We start from the raw sequence: 19,963 nt of genomic DNA, 5'->3' as shown, positions 1-19,963 counted from the left end.
TAGCACATCACCGGATTCTGAACCACGATGTCTTTTCTGCTGCCCGGCGAATCCGGACCTGAACAGGATCGCTGGCAGCTGGGGCACGGTGTACGCACGGTGGGACAACTTCCCCGCCAGCCCAGGCCATCTCGAGATCGTCCCCTTCCGGCACGTGCTGTCGTTCTTCGATCTGACCGATCAGGAAGCAAGCGACCTGCACCGGCTGGCCCGTGCCATGAAGGGTCACCTCGAGCAGCGTTTCCGCCCCGAGGGATACACGATCGGCGTCAACGACGGCCCGGCGTCCGGACGCAGCGTGGACCACCTGCACCTGCACATCATCCCCCGCTACCACGGCGACATCGCCGATCCCCGCGGCGGGATCCGGCGCATCTTCCCCGGCGATCCCGACACCTGGCGCTGAAACACATTGCCGCTAAAACACATTCACCGACAACAACCCCCGGAAGGATCCTCCTTTGCCGCTTTATGCACTCGCCAGCTCCGATGAAACGTTCGACGTGCTCACACTTTTGCGCGCCGGACTACCGGAACCGCCTGCGCCGTTGGATCGACTACCCGTCTGTGGCGTGCCGATGAGGGGGCGGGCGTAATGGGCTACGAGGACGAGGCAGACACCTGCGACAGCTTCCCGCTGTCGTTGAGTCCGCACGACGCGCGAGTGCTCTGGTCGGCGCACTATTGGCATGAATGTCGTGCCCACTTCGCGGCGCGAGCGGTGATCGACGGTGCCCGCAATCACGGCTGGGACGACGCGGACTCATTGACCACGCCACAAGACTGGGCGATAGCCTATCGCGAGCGAAACCTGCCCGCGACGATCAGCGACAACGGGCAGGTGGAGCTGATCGCGGATGACGCCATAACCGCCGTGATGATGCCCCACGCCTTTGTCGGGTGGGTGAACGACCGAATCGGGTTCCAGACACCGACACTGGCCCCCGCGCCCGAGAAGCTCTCCACCGCGGACTGGACGATAGTGGCGACGCGCGAGTCAATCCCGCCCAAAGCGCTCGAAGAACTCGGCTGGCTGGGAGTGCGGGTCCTCGAGCCCGGACAACGTCTCGCCCTCCCGATGGCCGCGCGCCCGTACGCGGTGGGCGAGCCCTGGTGGCTCGAATGGCCCCAGCAGCACCTGCGATACAAGCAGCTGCTCGGGGCTCCACCGTTGATGATCCTGCTCAACATCACATTCTGGGCCGCGCACAGCCTCCACCAACTCAAACGCCCGCGTCACGAGATCCAGTTCGAAGTCCTGCCCAACAGTCACATCACCGTCGAGCTCGACGCCGCCGCGGCAGCAGGGATCCGAAAACGGTCAGTCGCCATGTCATGGCACAGGGCCGCCAGTCAGCTGATCACGGTCGGAGCACGAATCCTCGAGGCCGCAGGAACCGAAGGCGAAGTCCTGGTCCGCGACACCGCAGGAGCCGAAACCAAGGTCGAGATCAATGACGCGTTGACCATCTCCCGATCAGGGCGATGGCCGATCGAATGGGAGGTGTACCGATGAGGACAGCAATCCGAGACCATCCGTGGTCCCTATCAGGTTCGTGTGGATATCCCCGCGACACCTGTGGCCTGGAACGGTGTCGCCAACCAGGTTGGCGAGCAGTTGATTTCGATGATCATCAGGGAAAGGGGGTGCGCCGGTGAACTGGCGAGATCAGCTCGCTCGACGCATATCTCATCGATCCAGTGGAGCCCCGTCCCGTCGGCCGAGCTGTCGCAGCTTCGTCATGTTCGAGAACGCCGAGCTCAACCGTCGATGTCTGAAGCTCTATTCCCATTGTGGGCGACCGGAGTTCGATGAGGATGGACGTCTGGTCGGCGTGGTCTGCCCGGCGGTATTGTGCGGTCATGTCCCAGTGCGAGAGAACAAGATCGAGGCACATCGAACCTGGGACCATCACCTGTGTACGTGGGTGGGATGGCGCATCGTGGACGACGGCCGCCGCCCCACGATGGGGTGTGCGTCGTGAACGCCCCGGACACACCGAATCCGGGTGCGACCGGGTTCGGTGACTGCCTGGTCGACCCCGGAGTCCTCACTCGCGACGACGCGATTTATGCGATGTGTGTCCATTTTTCATGTCCGGCGCAATGTCTGGTACTGCCCCGTGCCGAAGCAACTCTCAACGACGAATTCGCGATTCTGCCGCTGGGCATGCCCAGTCCCGAAGCGCCAGCAGTCGGCCAGGAGACAAGGGTCGCGAACATTGCCGACCTCGCTGCCACCCTGCGTGTGCCACCGGCACAGCCTGTGCAGGAGCCCGAGAGCGGAGGACAAGACTAAGGCACCTGGCCGATCCTGATGCGATACCGGCCGTTCGGGTACGCCTGGAGGAAGTCCATATCCGAGGGCGGCGTCGAGTAGCCGGTCGTGGACCGAGGTATGCCAGCCCATCGCCTAGATCCAACACGCGGGCGCGTCCGGGGGTTATCGCGCTAGCGTCTCGTGATTCTGTTTGTCTTACAGCATGATTGGGTGTGGTGTTTACTGTCGGGGTGGAGTTGACGGCGGATCAAGTGGCGGAGCTGCGGGTACTCGCGAACAGTCCGGATGTGGCTGCGTCGGTGGGAACTCGGGCGCGGATCGTGTTGTGGCCGCGATCCGATACAACGTCGCAAGCCATATCACCAGCTGCTGGTGGCATCGAACTCCTTGTAGTCATCTAGGGCTGCTGCTGGTAGCCAGTGCTCGGAGAACGCGGCGACCGCCGCGGTTGCTGCGGCGGCTTGTTCAGCCAGGTCGACTGGGCATCGTCCCAGACCGCAGGCAGTGGCCACCGCGTGCACGGCGCGGTTGGCTGACTGTTCGAACAGTCGCAGGCTGACCATGCTGTCGATGACGCTTGCCGGCGAGACCACACCCGCTGTCAAGGTCCACTCGGAATCCAGGCTGCGCAGCGGCAGGTAGAAGCGGGGGTCGAGTGGAGCGGGTTCGGCGCCGTATGCGCACGGTATGTGGACGTCGGGAAGCGGGGTGCCGTGACGGCGCAGCTGGCGCGCCAAGGCGTTGAGTAAGGCGACCGCGGGCCCGGTGCTGCGCGGTTGCAGCAGGGCTGTGTGTTGGTAGTCGCCGTAGCACAGATGCAGGCTGGCGTGCGCGCCGATCGCGTGGAGCCGGGTGAGGAATCGCGCAAGTTGGTGTGCCACCAGTACCGCGACCGCGGTCTTCGTTTTCAGTTGCGCGGCTTTCACGACGGACAGCAACGCGACCGGCGACTCGACCTGCCAGGTGATGAGGGAGCCGTGAACCCTTGTGACAGCGGCAATTTCATCGAGTACGGCCTCGGTGACCAGTTCAAGATTGCGAAGTGCTGTTGCGACGTCGCCGACGTTGTGTAGAGCCTGGTGAAGGGGAAGCCCGTCAGCCACGGCGGCCCCGGCGAAGATGAACAGGGTCAGATCGAGCGGGTTGGGCTGGCTGAGCTGTAGTTTGACGTTCGCCAGCTCTGCTCGTTCCTGCCGAAGGTTCGTGTATGCCTCGACGATGTGGGCGATTTTGTCGAAGCGCTGCATGGAGAGGTGCTCGGGCTCGAGTGTCACGCCGGGCCGAATTCGCCCGGAAGGGAAAACGTTGTAGTCGGCGTAATCATCTGTGGTGTGCTGGAATTCCAATAATTTGGTGCGAGTCCCCAGGTCACGCAGGTAGCCCACGATCCAAACGGGGTCGAGGTCGCACGGTAGCGCGGTGAGTGGTTGCCCCGCGCTGTGGTCAACGATCCATTCCAGCGCGTCGTGGTAGCTGGTCATCAGCGGTTCGGGGATCGAGCCGACAAAATGCACATGCCGTGTCATTGAGAGTCCTTTCCTTGGTGGCGCTCGGTTGTTCACGTGAATCGGTCGAATTGCGGGCACGCTCGACGACCTCGAGCCGCTCGGGTGACCTGGTTTTCGCTGTTGGGCTGGGCGCTTCGGTCTGCACGTTCTTCTGCAGTCGGGTGCCATCGGCGGCAAGCCGGTGGATCGGGCCCAGCATCGCTGCCTGATCTGGCGCGGTATCCCGCACGCGACCCGGCGATGCCGGGCTGGTCATTGCTCGAGTCCCCACGCCGGTGAGATGAACTCGGGAACCGGAATGTCGGGTTCAACGTCAGGATCGAAGCTCGATCCGTCCGCACGCGGTGCATCGCTGAACAACCCGGGGCCGCTGGCTGATTGCTTGTCGGTGTCGTAGGTCAGGTTGGCGGCGCTGAGGGCCGTGTGGATTGCTTCACTGCTGCTGACGGGGGCCCGGAACAGAGGTTGGACAGGCTCGAGGGCGACGTCGAGAGCCGACGACAACTCCTCTGGGGAGGGCAGCGCGACGGTAGTAGCGGTCGTGACTCCCGCCGCAGCCAGCGCAATAGATTGCAGGCCGTATGCGCCGAGGTTGGTGTGTGCGGCCGCGCGCCAGCGCTGCAATAGCCCTTCGGCGGGCACTCCGCCGAGTGCCGCGGCACCAGCCTGCGCCCAGTCGGAGGCGTCGCCCCACAGCTGATGTCCTTGCTCAGCCGTGAGGCCGAGCAAGTTCGCTACCCCGGCGGTTCTGCTGCGCAGGATGTTCAGGTTGCGATCGAAGTCGAATGACCCGCCGGTCCCGGTCTCAGGACGGAGTTGGGCGCAGGCCACGTCGAGGGAGGCCCACTCACGCAGACGTCGAACGTCGAGGTCGAGGTCACCTAGTATTCGATTCCATTCGACGACCTCGGGGGCACGAAGGTACAGATCGGCACGCCAGGCAACGCCGCGCTGGCCGCGTTCGTGAACGTGGTCGATCCATGCCTTGGGTACGCCGCCCGCGCGCGCAGCGTTGGTCAACTCTTCGTGCAGGATTGCGCGGCCGTGGTAGTCCTCGTACCAGGATGGTGGTGGGCTTTGGCCGGTCTGCTGCTGGCGCTGGGTTGCTGTGGCCACCGCGTTGTTCAGCCACACGGTCTGGTTCTGTAGCGTGCGCAGGACCTTGACCTGAGTGCGTGTCGGCGCGTTCACGACTCTGCTCCCGACGTCGCCATACTGTTGGTCAGGGCTCGGAAGTCCGGTCCCCATCCGAGATGTTCTATGGAGGTCTTCGCACCCGGGACACCGAACCAGTTCGGCGCGATCGCGCTGTTGGGTAGTCCGGTCAATTCGGTATGTTGCTGTGGACTGCATCGGTGCAGCGGTCCTTGCGCGGCGTCCAAGATCAGCCTCATGTGCGGGTCGATGTGGCGAACGAACAGGCTCGACATGGCGGTTTTGTCCTCGGCGCGGCAGGCGGCTTCGAAGCACTTGTGCAGGGCGGCGAAGCGCAGCGCGACGCCGTGGTGGCGCCACCATTGCCGGCACCAGGTGTTGTGTCCCTCTCGGCTGTTCGCAGTGACCCGGACCGCGATGACCGGGAGCAACCACTGCTGGACGAACTCGCTGTAGTGGGAATAGCGCGGTGGCGGTGGTGGTTTCGCCGCGACGGCCTCATCGGCCGGTGTCGTTGGGGTCGAGGTCTGTTTGGTTTTGACCCGCGTCAAAGGCATGGGATCTGCGGACAGGGAGTCCAGGGGGTTGTGTTCGGTGCGCGTGCACCGGTGCATTGGACCGTTGGCCGCATCGAGGATGATTTTGCAGTGGGCATCGACGTGGCTGAGCAGATATGAGCTCATTGCGCCGCCCGCTTGACTACGGCGTGATGCTTCGAAGGCGTTGTGCAAGTGTGCAATTCGTACTGATACAGGCCGATGACGCCACCATTGGCTGCACCAGGTGTAGGTGTTCTCGCGATTGGCCTCGGCCAGGCGCACGTTGATCAGCGGAAGCAACCACTTGTCGGTGAACTCGACGAAGTCCCGGTACGCCGGTGGCCGCGGACGACCTGTCGGCTTCCCGCCCGCAGCCGCTGCCGGGTTCGATGACGGGCTACTCATCGCTGATGTCCTCAGCAGAGTCCGTCGCCCCGGTCGCCGTTGGGGTGACGGCGTCCGCCGCGGCCTTCTCGAATCGGTCCAGCGATCGCTGGACCTGGGGCTCGAATTCGGGATTGATATACCAGGGAACCTTTTCCACCAGCACCGGACCGTGATTCGGTAACCGCACCAGCGCACGGTCTTTCGGCAATGCGCCCAGCTGGGCGACGGTCAAGATCGGTTCCGGTCGCCATGACAATGTGCGGTTAATTCCCCCGGGCCCGCGGCTGTGGGAGCGGTCGGCCACGTCGTGGTCTCCGGTCATCCGTGACCAATGCTCGAGATATTCGAGGGTGGCGATTCCGCCGCCGTAGATCTCGATCGATTGCGCCCGCATGATCCGAAGGCCGTTGGCCCCCCACAGAGCTTCGCCTTGTTCCAGAACTTGCAGAATCGTCATCAGGATGATTCCGCAGCCCGCACAGTAGGTGTAGTACTCCGGAAGCTCGCTGATCCGCGCACAGTTGGCGGCCTCGTCGAGAACCGCGAGCAGCGGAATCTTCAGCCGCCCATCGGCTCTGACCCTGGCGGCGGCAAGTGCGGCTTCCAATAGCTGCCCGACCAACGCCGAGGTCAATGGAGTCGCGGAGTCGTGGCCGGCCATCGACAGCGCGTAGAGGGTGTCGCGGCTGTGCACGAATTCGGCGGGCTTGAATTGCGGTAGGTCGTGCGTGGGGTCACTGAGTTCGGTGGTGAGCACCACGGTGTTGTTCTGTGCTTCGTGGGCTTTGATGATGGTGCGCTGTGGTGGTGTCACCATCTGCGCGTAGCCCTCATGGGTCAGGACGTTGAGGTGCCGCCGTGCCATGTCGAACAGGCCGTCTCGCTGTCGTGCATACAGGCTTTGGGCTTCCAGAATCCGTTCGGCGGCACGGTGATGGTTGTGACGGCGCAGGATCAGGGCCGGGGTTCGATCCTGGTCACGACCAAGCCAATCAGCGGCATGCATCAAGTCCCCGCCCGCACACGCGGCCGCGAATGCATACAGCGCCAGAAGCTCGCGGGCCCCGCCATCGAAATAGGCGTCTACGTGGGCATTTTCAGAGTTCGAGTCAGCGATGAAGAATCCGGCCAGCTTCCTTGAGGCGGGCAGCGTTTTGACCTGAGCCAGCAGGTCGACCCAGAATCCGCATTCGACCTTCCCTGTGACCGCTTGCAGGTCGCACATCCAGATCCGGCTGCCCTGTTCTTCGCGTCCGCCGACAGTGTGGCGATAAACATCCGGTTTGTTGCTGGTCGCCAGCACCGGCCCCCACGCCGAGAGAACCGCCGGGATCGCCCACACCATCGTTTTGCCAGTGCGCTGACCAGCGGCAACGAACACACTCTGCTCCGCAGGCACGAATAGCTCGACCCCGCCCTGGACCGTTGTGCCCAGTGGCGGGCCTTTGAGCGCTTGGATCTCGGCCGGAGCGTCCTTGAGTAGTCGGACCGCGGCGGCGGCGTTGTCGGCCGCTGTGGCCATGGTGATCTCGCGGGGTCGTTGCATGGTGCGAGCCGCGGTATCGATGCGCTGACCCGCACCGACCGAGTGCCACCCCACCCGTATCAGTGCGGCTACCGGAAGGACGAACCCCAGTCCGATCACAGTGGATTGCCACGGCCAGCGATGCTGTCCGGTCACGATTTGCAGCACCGCGACCACCGGATGCCCGGTCACAGGCAGCCCAGCCCACCAACTGCCCAGGCTCAATGCACCCCAGACAAGCAAAAGGAAGATCAGAACGCCCGCAAACAACAGCAACGCTGTCGTTTCGGGTCCGAGTCCACCGACCGTGCGCCGGCGTGCTTCTCTGGTCGATATCATGAGTGGGCACCCCCTACCGCGCGTCGGCGGAGGTCCGGAAGTCGTTGCTGGAGAACAGATTTCATAAGTTCAACTCCTGGCCGAGTTCGGCCTGTTGTGTTGACTCGAGAGGTTCGGCGCTGGCGGGGGGATCCCACTCGGCGCCGGAGCTCTCGGGGAGGGCGGCGTCGATCGCCGCGTCGATCGCGCCGCCACTGTCCTCGGCGCCGATCGCCGAGCCCACAGGTGCTGCCGTCGAAACCGGCAGTGCGACTTCGGTTTCAGCACCAGGTGTGCGGTGCTCGAGTTGGTGGCGCAGACTCTCGATCTCTTCGCGCAGATGAGCGGCGTCGGACAGCGCGGCGTCACGCTGGGCGGTGAGCTGCTCGATCTGGCCCAGTTGCGCGTGGGCGGGTTTGTCGCTCCACCGAATTCCTTCGAGCCCGGCGCGGCGGGCGGCCTCGATGTCGGTGTCGTTCACTCCGGCGTCGAGGGCATCGAGACGGGCTTGATTCAACCCGGCGAGTAGTCGTTCCAGGCGTTCGATGTGGCCTTGCCGTGCTTCGGAAGAGACAGGCCAGTCATCAGCGAGGCGTGTGTGCTCGGCGGCCAGATTCTGTACTTCTCGCAGCAGTGCCGCGTGCACAGTTTGCTGGTCAGCGATCTCGGTGTAGCTGTAGCTGATTCGGGCATCGCGCACCCGCGGTGACATCAGCGTGGCGTCCGTCTCCTCCCAGCCCAGAACCGCGTCGGTACCGGCGATGACCGCGTCGACCTCTGCCAGGCTCAGGAGCTTCGCGCCTGGCGTCGCACCCAACGATCGGTCGACCGCGCTGAGCGGTTGCGCGTTGTCGACGGTGCGCACTGTGCGTTTCGCGCCCGGTTCGGTGTCGGGTGAGTTGGTGATCGACCGCAGTTGCGGGCCGGGCGCGCGCCAGTGGGCTTGATCTTGGGTGGAGCCGTAGGCGACGCCGTCGGTATGACCGGTGACCTCACGGGCTTGGCGCAGTGTGCGCCAGGTCATCTCATCCACACCCAGATCACCGGCGTCGATGGATTGCGCCACACGGTCGAAAAGAAGGCGGGTGGTCTCGGGACGGGCATCCCAGGCGTCGGTCGCGGCTTCGAGTTGCTCCCACAGGGTTCGCCACTGTGGTAACTCATGGTCTCGCCAGGTCGCCGCAGCTTGATCGGCGTAGCCTTTGAGCTGCGATTTCCCTTCCGGGCCCTCGCCATACTCGGCGATATTGCGCAGCGTGTGATACCTCGCGTAGTCCGCGCGCAACTGGCGTTCGATGTCGGAATTCGCATCGCGGTAATACCGCGGGTCTAGGTAGCCGCGTGGCTGCTCGAGCCAACTCATGCCCCCGGCCCTTGCCGTGCTGGTTTGAGCGAGGCGGCTGATGGTTGTGTGCCGTTACTTGCTGAATGTCTGCCACTGCGGCGTGCGCTAGCGGTGGCGGTGAAATCAGCATTGTCGTGAAATGTGTTGTCGGACATCGTCCTCGACCTCGTCGAAGTGAGCCGCAGCGCCGGAGCGCGTCTTGTGCGGCGGTTTTCTGATGTCCCCTGCGTGAATGGATGTTCTTCTCGTCGACCGGCACCTACGGTCGGCGCGAAGACTTGGTCTTTGGCGTATCTACGGCTCGGGACCTCCGTCCGGGTGTGGTTGTGGATCAGAGTCCAACTGGGTTTCCGACGCCCCGTTCATGAGCGTGGCGCCGGCAGGATCACTGCCACGGTTCTCGCCGTTGTCGGCGGGCAGTGCTGCGTCGATAGCCGCGGAGATCTGCCCCTCGGGGTCGATGGCCATGTCGATGAAATCGGTGCGGATCGCCGCAGCGGCATGGCTGATCATTTCCTGCGGGGTCGGGGGAAGCGCTTCAGCTTGTGTGAGTGGGGCTCCGTCGAGGCCGACACCGACGTACGGCGGTAGCGGCATTTCAGGGCTCGGTCGGGCTACGGTCCGCCATTGCGCGACGAGTTGGGCTTCGGAGTAGGTGGCGACGGTGCTCGCATGCATGTGCTCCCACGTCGGAGAGTCCAGGTCCCACAGGTGTCGGCCCTCGGCGGCGGTGAGGCCGGCGGCGTTGGCCAGCGCTGTGGCCCGCTGATACTTCACCGCCATATTGGCCTGCATGTGCGCCCACGCAGCCGGGTCGAGGGGAATAGTCGATCGTCCGGTGACGATCCGGTCTTGGACCGCCGCGGCGAGCATCGCCATCCGTTGCAGATGCGCCAGCTCGACACGGAGCATGTCCACCAGAAACGACGACGCCTCGTTGGGCAGCGGAACAGACGGTGCCCCCTGTTCGCCTTGTCGTGCGGGCCGACCCATGCGGAATCCGAGTTCGCGGGTGTCTTCTATCGACACCTGCGGCACTCCGGCTTCGAAAGCGGCGGTCTCCGCGGCCTCGCGTTCAGCGGTAAGCCCATCGAGATGCGCGGACCATTCCGCCCGTGGGTCCCCGTCGGTGCTGTCGTAGCCTTCATAGCCGAGTCCGGTGATCCGGGTATGTTCACCGGCGAGATGCTGGATTTGACGCAGCAGCCGAGCTTGCTGCTGCGCTATCTGCGCTTCATAGGCTGGCAGCTCAGGTCCGGTCATGACCGAAACCTCCTGCCGGGCAAAGTGTTTCGATCGATGTTGTGTATTTCACAGTTCGAGTCCGTCATCCCTGACCGGCGACGGCACAGCTGGGTCGGTTTCGCCGACAGGCTCCGAGCCCCAGCTGTGCGCAGTTCCCAGCGGCAGTGCGGCATCGACGGCCGCGCCGATCTGTTCGGTACCCGCCTCGGCCGGAGCACCGGGGTTCTCCAGGGCTTCCTCGGCTTGCTGGATCATCAGGTGTGGCAAGGGCGGTGTCTGCTCTGCCGCGGCGCTCGTGCTCGAATCCTTGCCGGGGTTCAGGGTCTCGACGGTTTGTTGAGCGTCGTGTTCGATACCGGGCCATGCGAAGACTCGCCATCGTTCTTCCAACGCCGGATCGTCGTAGGTGTGCACTGTCGCTTGCATCAACCTCTGCCAGCCTTCGGCGTCCCTCCCCCACAGCTGGTCACGTTCTTCGGCGGTGAGTCCGACAACGCGAGCGACCTCGCTGGCTCGCAGCCACAGCGCGATCATGTTGGATTGCAGCTGGCTCGCCGCGATGGGGTGGGCTTCGGAGTGAATTCCTTGGGCGGCCAGTCGATGTCGGTGTGTGGCGCTGATGGCGGCCATGTGTTCGAGCTGCCACACATCGGCGGCGACGCCTTCGACCATCATCTCCCGCACGGCGTCCTGGCCACGGTCGCCTGTTGGTGGTGGAGGTTGGCGCTCATTCCATCGCACGCCGCGGCTTCCGAGTGTGCGTGCGTCCGCGATCATCTCCTGCGGTATGCCGGCGGCGCGGGCATGGACCTCTACTTCCGAGCGGTCAGCTTCGAGTGCACGCAGGTGGGTGCGCCAGGTCTGCATCTGCACTTCCGCGCCGCCGAAGGCGAGGTTGTAGGTCGGGTATCCCCGCTGCAGTACCTGCGTGTGATCGACGGAGAGGTCTTGAATCTTCTCCAGTAGCCGGGTGTTCCAGGGGGGCATCGTCTCCCACGGCTGCGGCGGCCGGGTCACGGCACCCACCTCCAGCCTTCGGGGTAGCGGAGTTGCTGAATCTTGCGGTATTTCATCGGATCGTTCCTTCGCTGATAGTTGTTCGGGCAGCGCCTTGGGACACCGGTGAGCTACGGTTCCGGGCCTGCGTCGTTGCCGGGTGTCTGCTGCCAGAGTTCGGTCTCGGGGTCGGTAGTCCATTCGGCCGCTGTCTCGGTGGGTAAGGTCGCCTCGATCGCTGGTCCGATGTGCTGATCTCCGGCTCCGGCGCTGTCCCACGTGTGGGCACCGAGTGCTTGGGTGGCGTGTTGGAGCATCTGGTGCGGTGTCGGCGGTAGCTCTGTCTGCTGGTCTGGGGACAGGTACTCATCGGGTCCGCGGGGGTTGATCAGCTGTACGGCGTTCGCCTCGATGGCTGGGTTGGTGTGGTCGCCCCAGATGAGGTCGAGGGTGTAGTCGTCGTAGGTGTGCACGGTGTCGGCCACCAGTTGACGCCATTGCGCGGCGTCGGTGATCCATAGCCCGTGACGTTCATCGTCGGTGATCTGCAAGCCCTCGGTGAGACCGCGCGCCCGGACCCACAGAGCGGTCATGTTCCGTTGGAACCGCGCAGCCCCGCCCGAATCTGGTTCGGAGGCAGTGCCTTTGACACTGAGCCTTTCTCGGCGGGCGACGCTGAGGGCGGCCATGTGCTCGAGGTTCCAGACGGTGTGGGCCAGCTCGTCAATAGCCTCTTCGCGGGAGAACCAGGTGGCTGGCGCGACGTCGGGGCGGTGGTCTTTGCCGCTCCACTGGGCACCCTGTTCGCCTTGGTCGGCGGCCTCCCTGATCAGTGTTTGCGGAATCCCGATCGACGCCGCCTGTTTTTCGGTGTCGCGCCGGAGCATGTCCAGCTCGCCGAGGTGAGTTCTCCACGCCTCTATTCCGCCGTCGTGGTTTTGATATCCGTCGCGGTGTATTTGTGTGCGTTGCACGGCGAGCTGATGAATTCTGCCCAGTAGCCGGACATTCCACGGCGGCAGGGCGGTCCACGCCTCGTTCGGTTCTGTCACGACGAATCCGCCTGTCCTGGCATGACTTCGGTCTGTCGTGCTGGTCGGGTGTGCATGTCGGGCTCCTTGCGATTCACAATTCGATTCCGTCACCGGCTACCGGGGTCGGGATAGTCAGCTCGTCACAGGCTGATTCGGTGTTGGCCGCGTCCATGGCGTCGATGAGTGTCGGCAGGTCGGTGGCTGATGCTTCGATGGCCGCCTCGATCGCGGCGCCGTGGTGATCCGCGCCGGTTCGCTCGAGCGCCTGTGTTGCGGCTTCGGCGAGTGCGAGCAGCTGTTCTGGTGGTGGGGGCAGGTTCTCGGGTGCGACGGTGCGCACGTCGATCTGCGCGAGACGCAGTGCGGTCACCGGCAGGCGGACGATCTGTGGATTGGCGGGGGCGGCCATTTGATGCCAGGTCGCCGCGAGGGTCATCGCGCCTTGGGCGCGCACGGTGGCGACGATCCGATGCCAGTTGGCGGTGTCGGTCGGCCACATGCGGTCGCGCTCGGTGGCAGTGACGTCGAGCGCGTGCGCGACCGCGCCCACCCGTTCCCACTGCATGGTCATGCGGTGCTGAACTCGGGCAAGCTCCGCGGGTGATGGTTCGCCGAAACGGTGGGTGTAGCCCGCCGACACTGCGGCCATCGCTTGCAACCTGCGTGCTTGATCGGTGAGTCCGTCGACGAGCCGATCCCGGTCGATCGGTCCGGGCGCCGGCAGGCGCTGGGAGACCCGCCAGCGCACGCCTCGGTCTCCGGCCGTTCGCGCGTGTGCGGTCCATTCCGCGGGCACTCCGATGGAGGCCGCGATCTCCTCTGTGATCCAACGCACGCGTCGTAGGTCGTGTGCCTGCTTGGCGCGCGGGTCCCAGATCGCTTGGAAGGACTTGTCAATGCCCTCGGCGATCTTCGCGCTGGTGTTCTGGATCGTCGCGAGTAGCTGTGCCTGCCCGGTGGGAACGTCCCTGCCGGTGAATCGGGGCTCCGGTGGGGAGTTCATGGTTCCAGCCCGAGGTCAGGGTCCAGGTCGACTCCCGGCGATTCCACGTCGAGGTCGGGATACTGATCCACATCGAGTACGGTGACGATGCCGTCCTCCCCGGTTAACCAGATGGCCGCGGTGATCGCGTTGGCGATTGCTTCATCGGAGTCGGGTGTGGGGCCAGTCTGGGATCCTGTGCCGATGAGGTGTTCTGCATAGATTTCGGTTGCCAACTCCGCGGTGAATTCGCTGATCGTCGATAGTGTCGGTTCGGTGTTGACTGTGATGAGCGCTTCATCGATCAGGTCTTGCGGGTCATAACCGGCGTCTTGGGCGAAGCGTTCGGCATAGGCGTCCGCGTGATCGGCGTGTTCGGGCGAGAGGTCTCTGCTGCTGTGTGCGGCAGCGAATTCGGCCGCCGATTGGTTTGCCGTCGCAGTGCTCTGGTCTTGGGCGGCAAGGACTTCGGTCAGGCCCAGAGACCGCTTACGTCCGTCGATGAGCAGCTGCTTGTACTCAACATCCAGGTCGTGTAGTTCAATCAAGCGCTTCTCGCGGTTCCCACGCCATTGTTTATCCAGGGCGTACAGGTCCCCTTTGCCACCGCGCTCGAGAATGCCGTCGGTGTTGCGCCGGTCGAAGTCGGCATCCGCGCGTTGCATCTGCCGTTTCTTGATTTGTTTGTCCAGTTCGTGCAGCTCATTCGCGCGCTGTTGCTGGCCTAGCTTGAATTGTGTTTCCAGCGTGTGCAGTTCTGTTTCGCGCCGGTGGCGATCGTGGTAGCTGTCGACTTTGAGGTCGTGAAATTCGACTTCGCGATCTTCTTTCGCGGCGGCATCCGCGGTGCGGCGGTCGAACTCTGCGACCGACCGGCTCTCGGCACCGCGGCGTTGCATCAGGTTCGCCGTCATCGCTCCGGTCTGCAACGCCTGGATGAAACCGGTGCGGACCGCAACCGCTCCTTCTTCGACGGGATCCCCGCTCATCCCAGGACCTCCATCCCTGAAACCAGCCATGCGCCTGCGGAACTGGTGCGGGAAGCGTGTGTATAGACCGCGAAGTCCACCGCCGTTGTGCTGTCGTCGCTGGGGCGCAGGTCAACGGCGAGTACTCGGCTGATCGCTGACGCGGTGTCGGCGGGGTGATCGTCATCGGTCAGCCGCGCACTGGTCGTGACAGTGACTGCGTCGGTGCGCCATTGCTGCCAGGTCGCTGCAGTGATCGGCGAGAAGACGGGCGCAGCCGCTTCCGCGCGATCGGCGAATTCCGGGGTCATCAGGGGCATCGCTGTCCGGAACGCGGCGCGCGGATCAGCGTGCACAGTCGGCTCGTAGCCGAAGATTGCGGCCACCGCCGCTTGCAGCACCTCCTCGCCGCTGCATGGATCGACGTTGTGGTGCGGTGGCGCGAATCGTGCTGCACTACAAGTCACTTCAGCGCCTGTGTCGTATTCTTGTCCGCACCCAACAGTCAGAGCCCATACAGTCGCGAGCACCACGGTCGACGCCGGCGTGCGGCGGGTCATTTCCAGATCCTGTGCTGAATAAGTGACCCGAGATCGGTGTGGCGCCAGTCGACCGCATCACCAACAGCCGACTGGCATGCGGCAGCGGTGTTGTCCGGATCTGCGTCCACGTCCAGGACCAGCCCAGCCACGAACGCCGCTTGGCTCAGATCGTCGATGAGGCGGCCACAGCAGCGGGCCATGATCAGATGCAAGGTCGCCACGCGCGCGCCCCAGTCGTGGCGGGCTTGGCCTGCCAGCCAAATCGCTTGCTGCGCGGCGATACTGCTCGCGTCGAGGTCGGAGGCGATGGGTAACTGCGGTGTGAGGTCTTCGAATCGTTGTCGCCAGATCACTTGACCGTCGCCGCGGCACACGGCGAACTGTGTGCGCGTCGCCGCCGACCACAGCATCAGATGCGGTCCGGTGGCACCGGCGGCAGCCAACTCCGCGAGTTCGGCCTCGCGGGCACGATCGGCGGCACGGCGTTCGGCGTAGTTGATTCCGGCCTCAGATCGCAGCGCCGTGGTGAATCCGGCGAACAGCGCTGAGGTGGTGAATCCATGTTTGGCCGCAAGGCGATCGAATTGCCGATAGCTCGTGTACCCACGAAGTTCTTCTGCCATTACCCGAACCACCAGCTCCGGTGTGACAGTGCATGTTTCAGGGCACGTAACCTCGTGCCACCTAGCGTGCTCGGCCGGAATGGGACCTGGTGCCGGATATGCGGCAATGAGACGGGAGTGGACCCGCTCGGCGCCGCGCTGGTCGGCCGCTGTTTGGGTCATCATGAACACCTCCTCAAGAAACGACGGATAGAATCGACAGCGGCGCTGTCACGGATCGAAGTTCGCTCGCCGCGCCCGCGGCGCACGTATGGAAGGCCAAACCTGTTCAGGTACCGGCACTTTCGGAGGATGCCGCGGTCGGTGGGCTGTATCGGCGTATGTCTAGATGCTCGCCGGCCCAGGCTGACAAGGGAGTAATCGTGACGGCTTGGCCGGTCTGCGGGGCGTGGAGGACGAGGTCGGAGGATTTCTTGGGGTCCTGGCTGTCGTCGCTGCGACTGAACAAGATCGCGACGTGGTGGGAGTCCGTCGAACCGGGTGTGGTGAAGAAGATGAGGTCTCCGGGCGCGCGCTGGTCGAATGGCACGATTTGTGCGCTGGGGTGATCTTGTTGGGCTTGTGTGTAGTGCGGGAGTCGCAACTGTCCGCGCGATGCTTGGTAGAGGGCGTAGAGAGTCAGGCCCGAGCAGTCGAATCCGCCGCCGGTTGGTCCATCCTGGTCGCCACCACCCCAGACATAGGGTGTGCCGATCCACCGCTGTGCTGCCTGGATGACAGCCAGCCCGAATGGGCCTGCCGCAGTCAGCGGTGCACCAGAACCTCCCGAACCGCATCCGGCTGCTGGTTGCCCAGCGCCAGTGGCAGGCATCGAGGCCGGATCGATGTTGGCGAACATCGCATACAACTGCCTGGCGAGGCCGAGTTGCCCGGCGTACGCCGCCGGGCCGGATATCTCGATGGCCTGCGCCAAGTCCGCTGGCGACATTCGCGCCGCCCCGGGGAGACGCGCAGCCTGGTCGTAAAACCAGTTGATCTGCCAGGCAGGATCCATCAGTCGGGCCATCGAACCCGCTTCGGCGAGGTGGACCGACACCCGGATCTGGTGCGGGCCGACCGAGTCGTGGTCGTGACCTATGCCGTCGTTGCTGAACCGAAGCGACTCCGGCACAGAGGAATTCGCCAAGTTCCGGAACGATGACTCGGTGGCTTGCGCCATCAGCTCGGCAAGAATCACCGATTCCGGCATGCGGCGTTGCACGCCGATGGCGACACCATTGCGCGCCAGCCGCACTTGGCCGTCGCTCAAACCGGCGACCTGCGAACCCGTCGACTCCGGCGCCGCGCCCGCAACGCTCGGGGTGAGCGTGGCCGCACACGAGACGGCAGGGTCGGCGCCGATGACGATCAGCAGCATCAGAATCAGTGCGACCGGCAGCGACAGTGCCACAGCTACAACGGTTTTCGAGGACTCCACGGACGGTTCTCGCTATGTCTGGCGCTCGCATCGGCTATCGACCTGCCTTCACCGGGCGGTTTCTCACCGGCGTGGTGCTGGCTGGTTCCCACGCGTTCTGCCAACCCGCGACTTCGATCCAACGCGCGACGTAGTCTCCGGCGATCGGGGCCTGTAGATCGGGCAGGGCGAACGACTGAGCCAAGGTCGGCAGGTGCGCCTCCACGGCGGCGACTCGGGAGCGCAGTTCCCTGTCGAGCCTGGCGGCGCGGCTTTTGCCCAGCATCCGGTGTGCGGCGAACCACCCGGCATGAGCCTTCACCTGCTGCAGCCCGTACACCGCAGCCAAGTCGAACAGCACTCGCTGTGCGACAGGGTCTTTCGCTTCTTTCGCGGTCTCGGTCAACGCGTCCGCGGCGGCTCGGACTGTGACAGCCGTCGCGAGTTCGACTGCCGCGCAGTCGGGTTGACTCACCGACTCTGTGCCGTCAGCCAAGAGCCGCTCACGTTCGATGAGTAGCTGATGCCACCACCTGTGTCCGCGCCGATCGTCCAGCCCGACGATGCCCGATCGGCACACCGCGGCGATCAGCCGATGCCACCAGCTCCGCGCGCCTTGATCGTTCGTGCCGGTCAGTCGGGGGCGACCTGATCGGCGCACAGCACGCCCCGCCGCCCCCAGCATTGCCCAGTTCTCGCCCTCGGCGGTCATGATTCCCTGGCACAGGGCGATGTAATCCACCAGATAGTTGGCACGCAGGATGCCCTGAGCAGCGCAGCGTTGCCGACAGATCTCCAGTGATCTCCATGCCGTGTGCGAGGCGATGGGCTTGACGAGCATCCCCCACAGCGCCACCTGTTCGACGGCGACGTCGTCGCGGGCGCAGTGCTCGCGCACGGTATTCACCAGACAGGTCATTGCCCACACCTCGGCCATCGCGTGCACCAGATGGCGCGCCACATGGTCACCGGCGATCATGGTGCGCCCGTTCGGACCGATGACTCGGCGTCCGGCGTAACCGATGGTCAGGGCCATTCCTGCACGTGCGGCTGCCATGACCGCCCCACTCATGCACAGCCGTGCGGAGGCGAGCGGGCTGGTGGTGCGGGCGAAGCGCTGCGCCAAGCTCAGGGTGCAATGGAACCGGCCATCTCGATCGAACCAGGCGACTTTGCCGCCGAGCAGAGAGGACTCGGGCAGCAGTGCACCGTCGAACTTGGTCAGCGCGTGATCCATCCACAGTCCGAAGCCAGCGTCGGGTAATGCGCTGACTTCGACGCCATCGGTCAGTCGATCGGCGGTACGCAGGCGCATGAGGAAAGGCCAGACCCCTTCGTCCTGACCATTCACGATCAGCCGCGCGACCACGATCCCTGTTTTCGCCACTCCGATCGCAGCGACATTGGGCATGAACTTCACGCTCTGCGGTGCGGGACTGTCCAGGCGAAAGCCGCGGCGTTGCGGTTCCCAAGTGGCGGTGGTCTCGAGGTGCATCGCATCGGTGCCGTGGCCCAGCTCGGTGAATAACGCGACTCCCGTCGCGCGGACGGGATCCAACTCCTCGAGGCACGACTGCTGGAACGGCGACGGGTCCCCAAGCTGCTCGATAGCAGCGACAGTCAATTTGAGGTGCCCCGACAGCAGCGCCAGCACGCGCGGCGCCAGCACGGCAGCCCAGTCGAACAACGAATACGAGGCACGCTCGTCGACCGCGATCGCGCGGCTCGATCCCCCGAGGGCGTCGACGGCGATCTTCAGCAACCTGTAGCTGTCGCACGCTTGTTCGGCCTGAGTGGTGCCGGTGCCCGGCACATCTCCGACAGCCGCCAACGCGTCACGGATCCGCTGGTGGCGCGTGAATTCGTGCTCGTCGCCGAAGATGGCGCGGGTAAGCGAGGCGGAGGGCTCCGTGGCAACGGGAGGTCGCTGATGTGACGGCAGTGCTCCGGAGTCGGTGTGCTGTTGTGATGGAGTGCCGAACGTTGCCATGGCCGTCCTTCCGGTGTGGTGCGAGCTGGCAGGTCAGGTTGTCGTGGTCTTGGTGACGTTCCAACGTCCTCGAACGTGCGTGTTCGCCGCCGGAACATGTTGTGCGGGGCCGGTATTCGCAGTTCTAGACGTCTACGGGTCGGGGCCTATGGCGCCGGGCCAGAACGATTGATCAGTGGGGCCGGGAGGCTGGCTCCATTCAGGTTCTGCGGACCACACCGCGTCGGGAACGATGTCGCTTCCCGGATCTGTGTCGGCAGCGGTGATGCTGGTTGGGGCATTCAGCTCGGTCGCGGCAGCTGCCAGCCAGACCGATGGGTCCGGGGGCCAGACCCCTGTGCACGTGTGGGCGCGTGAGCCGGTCGGTGAGGTGAGTTCGGCATATAAGGGCAGATTCCGAACGAATCCACGGACGTGGGAACGGATCTCCGGGTCGGTGTAAACCGACCACCACCGGTTCAGCGCAGCGATCTCGGTACTCATGTGCAGCGCGATCAGCGCCTGCCAGCGGACCTGCGATATGTGCCACCACTGGCGGCGCTCGTCATCCTCGGCGCCGATGGCCTGGGCAGTGCGAGCGGCACTGGTACGGATCGCTCTCATGTTGCGCAACAGCTGATCCGCATCCTCACCGAACGTCCACGGTTCGGTTGGTAGACCGGTAACGCCAGTACGGTAGGCACGGACGACGCAGGCCGACGCCATCGTTGTCAACCGGTTCACGTCCGCACGGATACTGCGCACCAGCCGCGCACGATGGTCGATCCATGGGGTCGGCAACCGGTGATCGGGACTCAAGGCCACACCCATGTGCCCAAGGTCTCCCGCATAATCGATCCAGGTCCGTGGAATCCCATCCGCAGCAGCCTTGTATTCGAGCCGGCGGCGGTGCCAGATCAAGCTAGAGAGGCGTTGCTCGTCGGCGGCACTGAGTGGATCGGCCTGCGACCACAGAGCCTCTGCTGTGCCAGCCAGGAAATTGATCGCCCACAACTGCGCGATGGATTCAGGACTGATTGCATCAGCACGCACCGCAGACCAGGTCGAATCGTGTGACCGGAACATGCCTCGGCCCAGAAACAATTGCGTCGCGACGCGGTAGCGGTTATTGTGCATTACCATTCTCGCT

At 64.5% G+C, this 19,963-nt stretch carries 17 protein-coding genes; 2 read left to right on the top strand and 15 right to left on the bottom strand.

The window, feature by feature from the left end; genetic code table 11:
• Positions 1-88 precede the first annotated feature (88 nt).
• Together ACQPW1_RS22490 and ACQPW1_RS22485 are read left to right on the top strand one after the other, a co-directional pair.
• Positions 89-406, top strand: coding sequence for an HIT family protein (locus ACQPW1_RS22490; RefSeq protein WP_433664664.1), 318 nt, complete (start codon positions 89-91; stop codon positions 404-406).
• A 189-nt stretch (positions 407-595) separates the two neighbouring features.
• On the top strand, positions 596-1,516 hold the full coding sequence (locus ACQPW1_RS22485) for a hypothetical protein (RefSeq protein WP_433664663.1): 921 nt from the start codon (positions 596-598) through the stop codon (positions 1,514-1,516).
• 1,124 nt (positions 1,517-2,640) lie between these two features.
• Here ACQPW1_RS22485 and ACQPW1_RS22480 read toward each other — a convergent pair.
• The 15 genes from ACQPW1_RS22480 to ACQPW1_RS22410 form a co-directional block, all read right to left on the bottom strand.
• Positions 2,641-3,795: a hypothetical protein gene (locus ACQPW1_RS22480; RefSeq protein ID WP_433664662.1), complete on the bottom strand. Its 1,155-nt coding sequence runs from the start codon at positions 3,793-3,795 to the stop codon at positions 2,641-2,643.
• Positions 3,796-4,041: 246 nt separating this feature from the next.
• The gene (locus ACQPW1_RS22475) at positions 4,042-4,980 is read right to left on the bottom strand and encodes a hypothetical protein (protein WP_433664661.1); all 939 of its coding nucleotides are present in this window, start codon (positions 4,978-4,980) and stop codon (positions 4,042-4,044) included.
• Positions 4,977-5,888: a DUF4913 domain-containing protein gene (locus tag ACQPW1_RS22470; RefSeq protein WP_433664660.1), complete on the bottom strand. Its 912-nt coding sequence runs from the start codon at positions 5,886-5,888 to the stop codon at positions 4,977-4,979. Before ACQPW1_RS22470 ends, ACQPW1_RS22475 begins: the two co-directional genes overlap by 4 nt.
• On the bottom strand, positions 5,881-7,587 hold the full coding sequence (locus ACQPW1_RS22465; RefSeq protein WP_433664659.1) for a type IV secretory system conjugative DNA transfer family protein: 1,707 nt from the start codon (positions 7,585-7,587) through the stop codon (positions 5,881-5,883). Before ACQPW1_RS22465 ends, ACQPW1_RS22470 begins: the two co-directional genes overlap by 8 nt.
• A 208-nt stretch (positions 7,588-7,795) precedes the next feature.
• A complete protein-coding gene (locus tag ACQPW1_RS22460) occupies positions 7,796-9,076 on the bottom strand; it encodes a hypothetical protein (RefSeq protein WP_433664658.1) in 1,281 nt (426 codons plus the stop codon).
• A gap of 276 nt (positions 9,077-9,352) precedes the next feature.
• Complete coding sequence (locus ACQPW1_RS22455; protein ID WP_433664657.1) at positions 9,353-10,321, bottom strand: hypothetical protein; 969 nt, start codon at positions 10,319-10,321, stop codon at positions 9,353-9,355.
• 48 nt (positions 10,322-10,369) lie between these two features.
• Entirely contained in the window at positions 10,370-11,320 is a 951-nt protein-coding gene (locus tag ACQPW1_RS22450) for a hypothetical protein (protein WP_433664656.1), read from the bottom strand.
• A gap of 110 nt (positions 11,321-11,430) precedes the next feature.
• The gene (locus tag ACQPW1_RS22445; protein ID WP_433664655.1) at positions 11,431-12,351 is read right to left on the bottom strand and encodes a hypothetical protein; all 921 of its coding nucleotides are present in this window, start codon (positions 12,349-12,351) and stop codon (positions 11,431-11,433) included.
• 73 nt (positions 12,352-12,424) lie between these two features.
• Positions 12,425-13,336 (bottom strand): hypothetical protein, encoded by a 912-nt coding sequence (locus ACQPW1_RS22440; RefSeq protein WP_433664654.1) that lies wholly within the window; start codon positions 13,334-13,336, stop codon positions 12,425-12,427.
• Positions 13,333-14,304: a hypothetical protein gene (locus tag ACQPW1_RS22435; RefSeq protein ID WP_433664653.1), complete on the bottom strand. Its 972-nt coding sequence runs from the start codon at positions 14,302-14,304 to the stop codon at positions 13,333-13,335. The genes ACQPW1_RS22440 and ACQPW1_RS22435 overlap by 4 nt, the downstream gene beginning before the upstream one ends.
• A complete protein-coding gene (locus ACQPW1_RS22430) occupies positions 14,301-14,843 on the bottom strand; it encodes a hypothetical protein (RefSeq protein WP_433664652.1) in 543 nt (180 codons plus the stop codon). The genes ACQPW1_RS22435 and ACQPW1_RS22430 overlap by 4 nt, the downstream gene beginning before the upstream one ends.
• Complete coding sequence (locus tag ACQPW1_RS22425) at positions 14,840-15,448, bottom strand: hypothetical protein (RefSeq protein ID WP_433664651.1); 609 nt, start codon at positions 15,446-15,448, stop codon at positions 14,840-14,842. Before ACQPW1_RS22425 ends, ACQPW1_RS22430 begins: the two co-directional genes overlap by 4 nt.
• A gap of 268 nt (positions 15,449-15,716) precedes the next feature.
• Positions 15,717-16,838 (bottom strand): C40 family peptidase, encoded by a 1,122-nt coding sequence (locus ACQPW1_RS22420; protein WP_433664650.1) that lies wholly within the window; start codon positions 16,836-16,838, stop codon positions 15,717-15,719.
• A 61-nt stretch (positions 16,839-16,899) separates the two neighbouring features.
• A complete protein-coding gene (locus ACQPW1_RS22415; RefSeq protein ID WP_433664649.1) occupies positions 16,900-18,834 on the bottom strand; it encodes an acyl-CoA dehydrogenase family protein in 1,935 nt (644 codons plus the stop codon).
• Between the two features lie 132 nt (positions 18,835-18,966).
• Positions 18,967-19,956 (bottom strand): hypothetical protein, encoded by a 990-nt coding sequence (locus tag ACQPW1_RS22410; RefSeq protein WP_433664648.1) that lies wholly within the window; start codon positions 19,954-19,956, stop codon positions 18,967-18,969.
• Positions 19,957-19,963 lie beyond the last annotated feature (7 nt).

The organism is Nocardia sp. CA-128927, assembly GCF_050955855.1.
GTDB lineage: Bacteria > Actinomycetota > Actinomycetes > Mycobacteriales > Mycobacteriaceae > Nocardia.
Note: the sequence above shows the minus strand (reverse complement) of the source record. Positions and strands in the feature narration are given on the sequence as shown.

Bases quoted from the DNA above. Each gene is read 5' to 3' on its own strand.
- ACQPW1_RS22470 (WP_433664660.1), bottom strand. From the start codon at position 5,888: ATGAGTAGCCCGTCATCGAACCCGGCAGCGGCTGCGGGCGGGAAGCCG.
- ACQPW1_RS22435 (WP_433664653.1), bottom strand. From the start codon at position 14,304: ATGAGCGGGGATCCCGTCGAAGAAGGAGCGGTTGCGGTCCGCACCGGT.
- ACQPW1_RS22415 (WP_433664649.1), bottom strand. From the start codon at position 18,834: ATGGCAACGTTCGGCACTCCATCACAACAGCACACCGACTCCGGAGCA.
- ACQPW1_RS22425 (WP_433664651.1), bottom strand. From the start codon at position 15,448: ATGGCAGAAGAACTTCGTGGGTACACGAGCTATCGGCAATTCGATCGC.
- ACQPW1_RS22430 (WP_433664652.1), bottom strand. From the start codon at position 14,843: ATGACCCGCCGCACGCCGGCGTCGACCGTGGTGCTCGCGACTGTATGG.
- ACQPW1_RS22455 (WP_433664657.1), bottom strand. From the start codon at position 10,321: ATGACCGGACCTGAGCTGCCAGCCTATGAAGCGCAGATAGCGCAGCAG.
- ACQPW1_RS22410 (WP_433664648.1), bottom strand. From the start codon at position 19,956: ATGGTAATGCACAATAACCGCTACCGCGTCGCGACGCAATTGTTTCTG.
- ACQPW1_RS22460 (WP_433664658.1), bottom strand. From the start codon at position 9,076: ATGAGTTGGCTCGAGCAGCCACGCGGCTACCTAGACCCGCGGTATTAC.
- ACQPW1_RS22485 (WP_433664663.1), top strand. From the start codon at position 596: ATGGGCTACGAGGACGAGGCAGACACCTGCGACAGCTTCCCGCTGTCG.
- ACQPW1_RS22440 (WP_433664654.1), bottom strand. From the start codon at position 13,336: ATGAACTCCCCACCGGAGCCCCGATTCACCGGCAGGGACGTTCCCACC.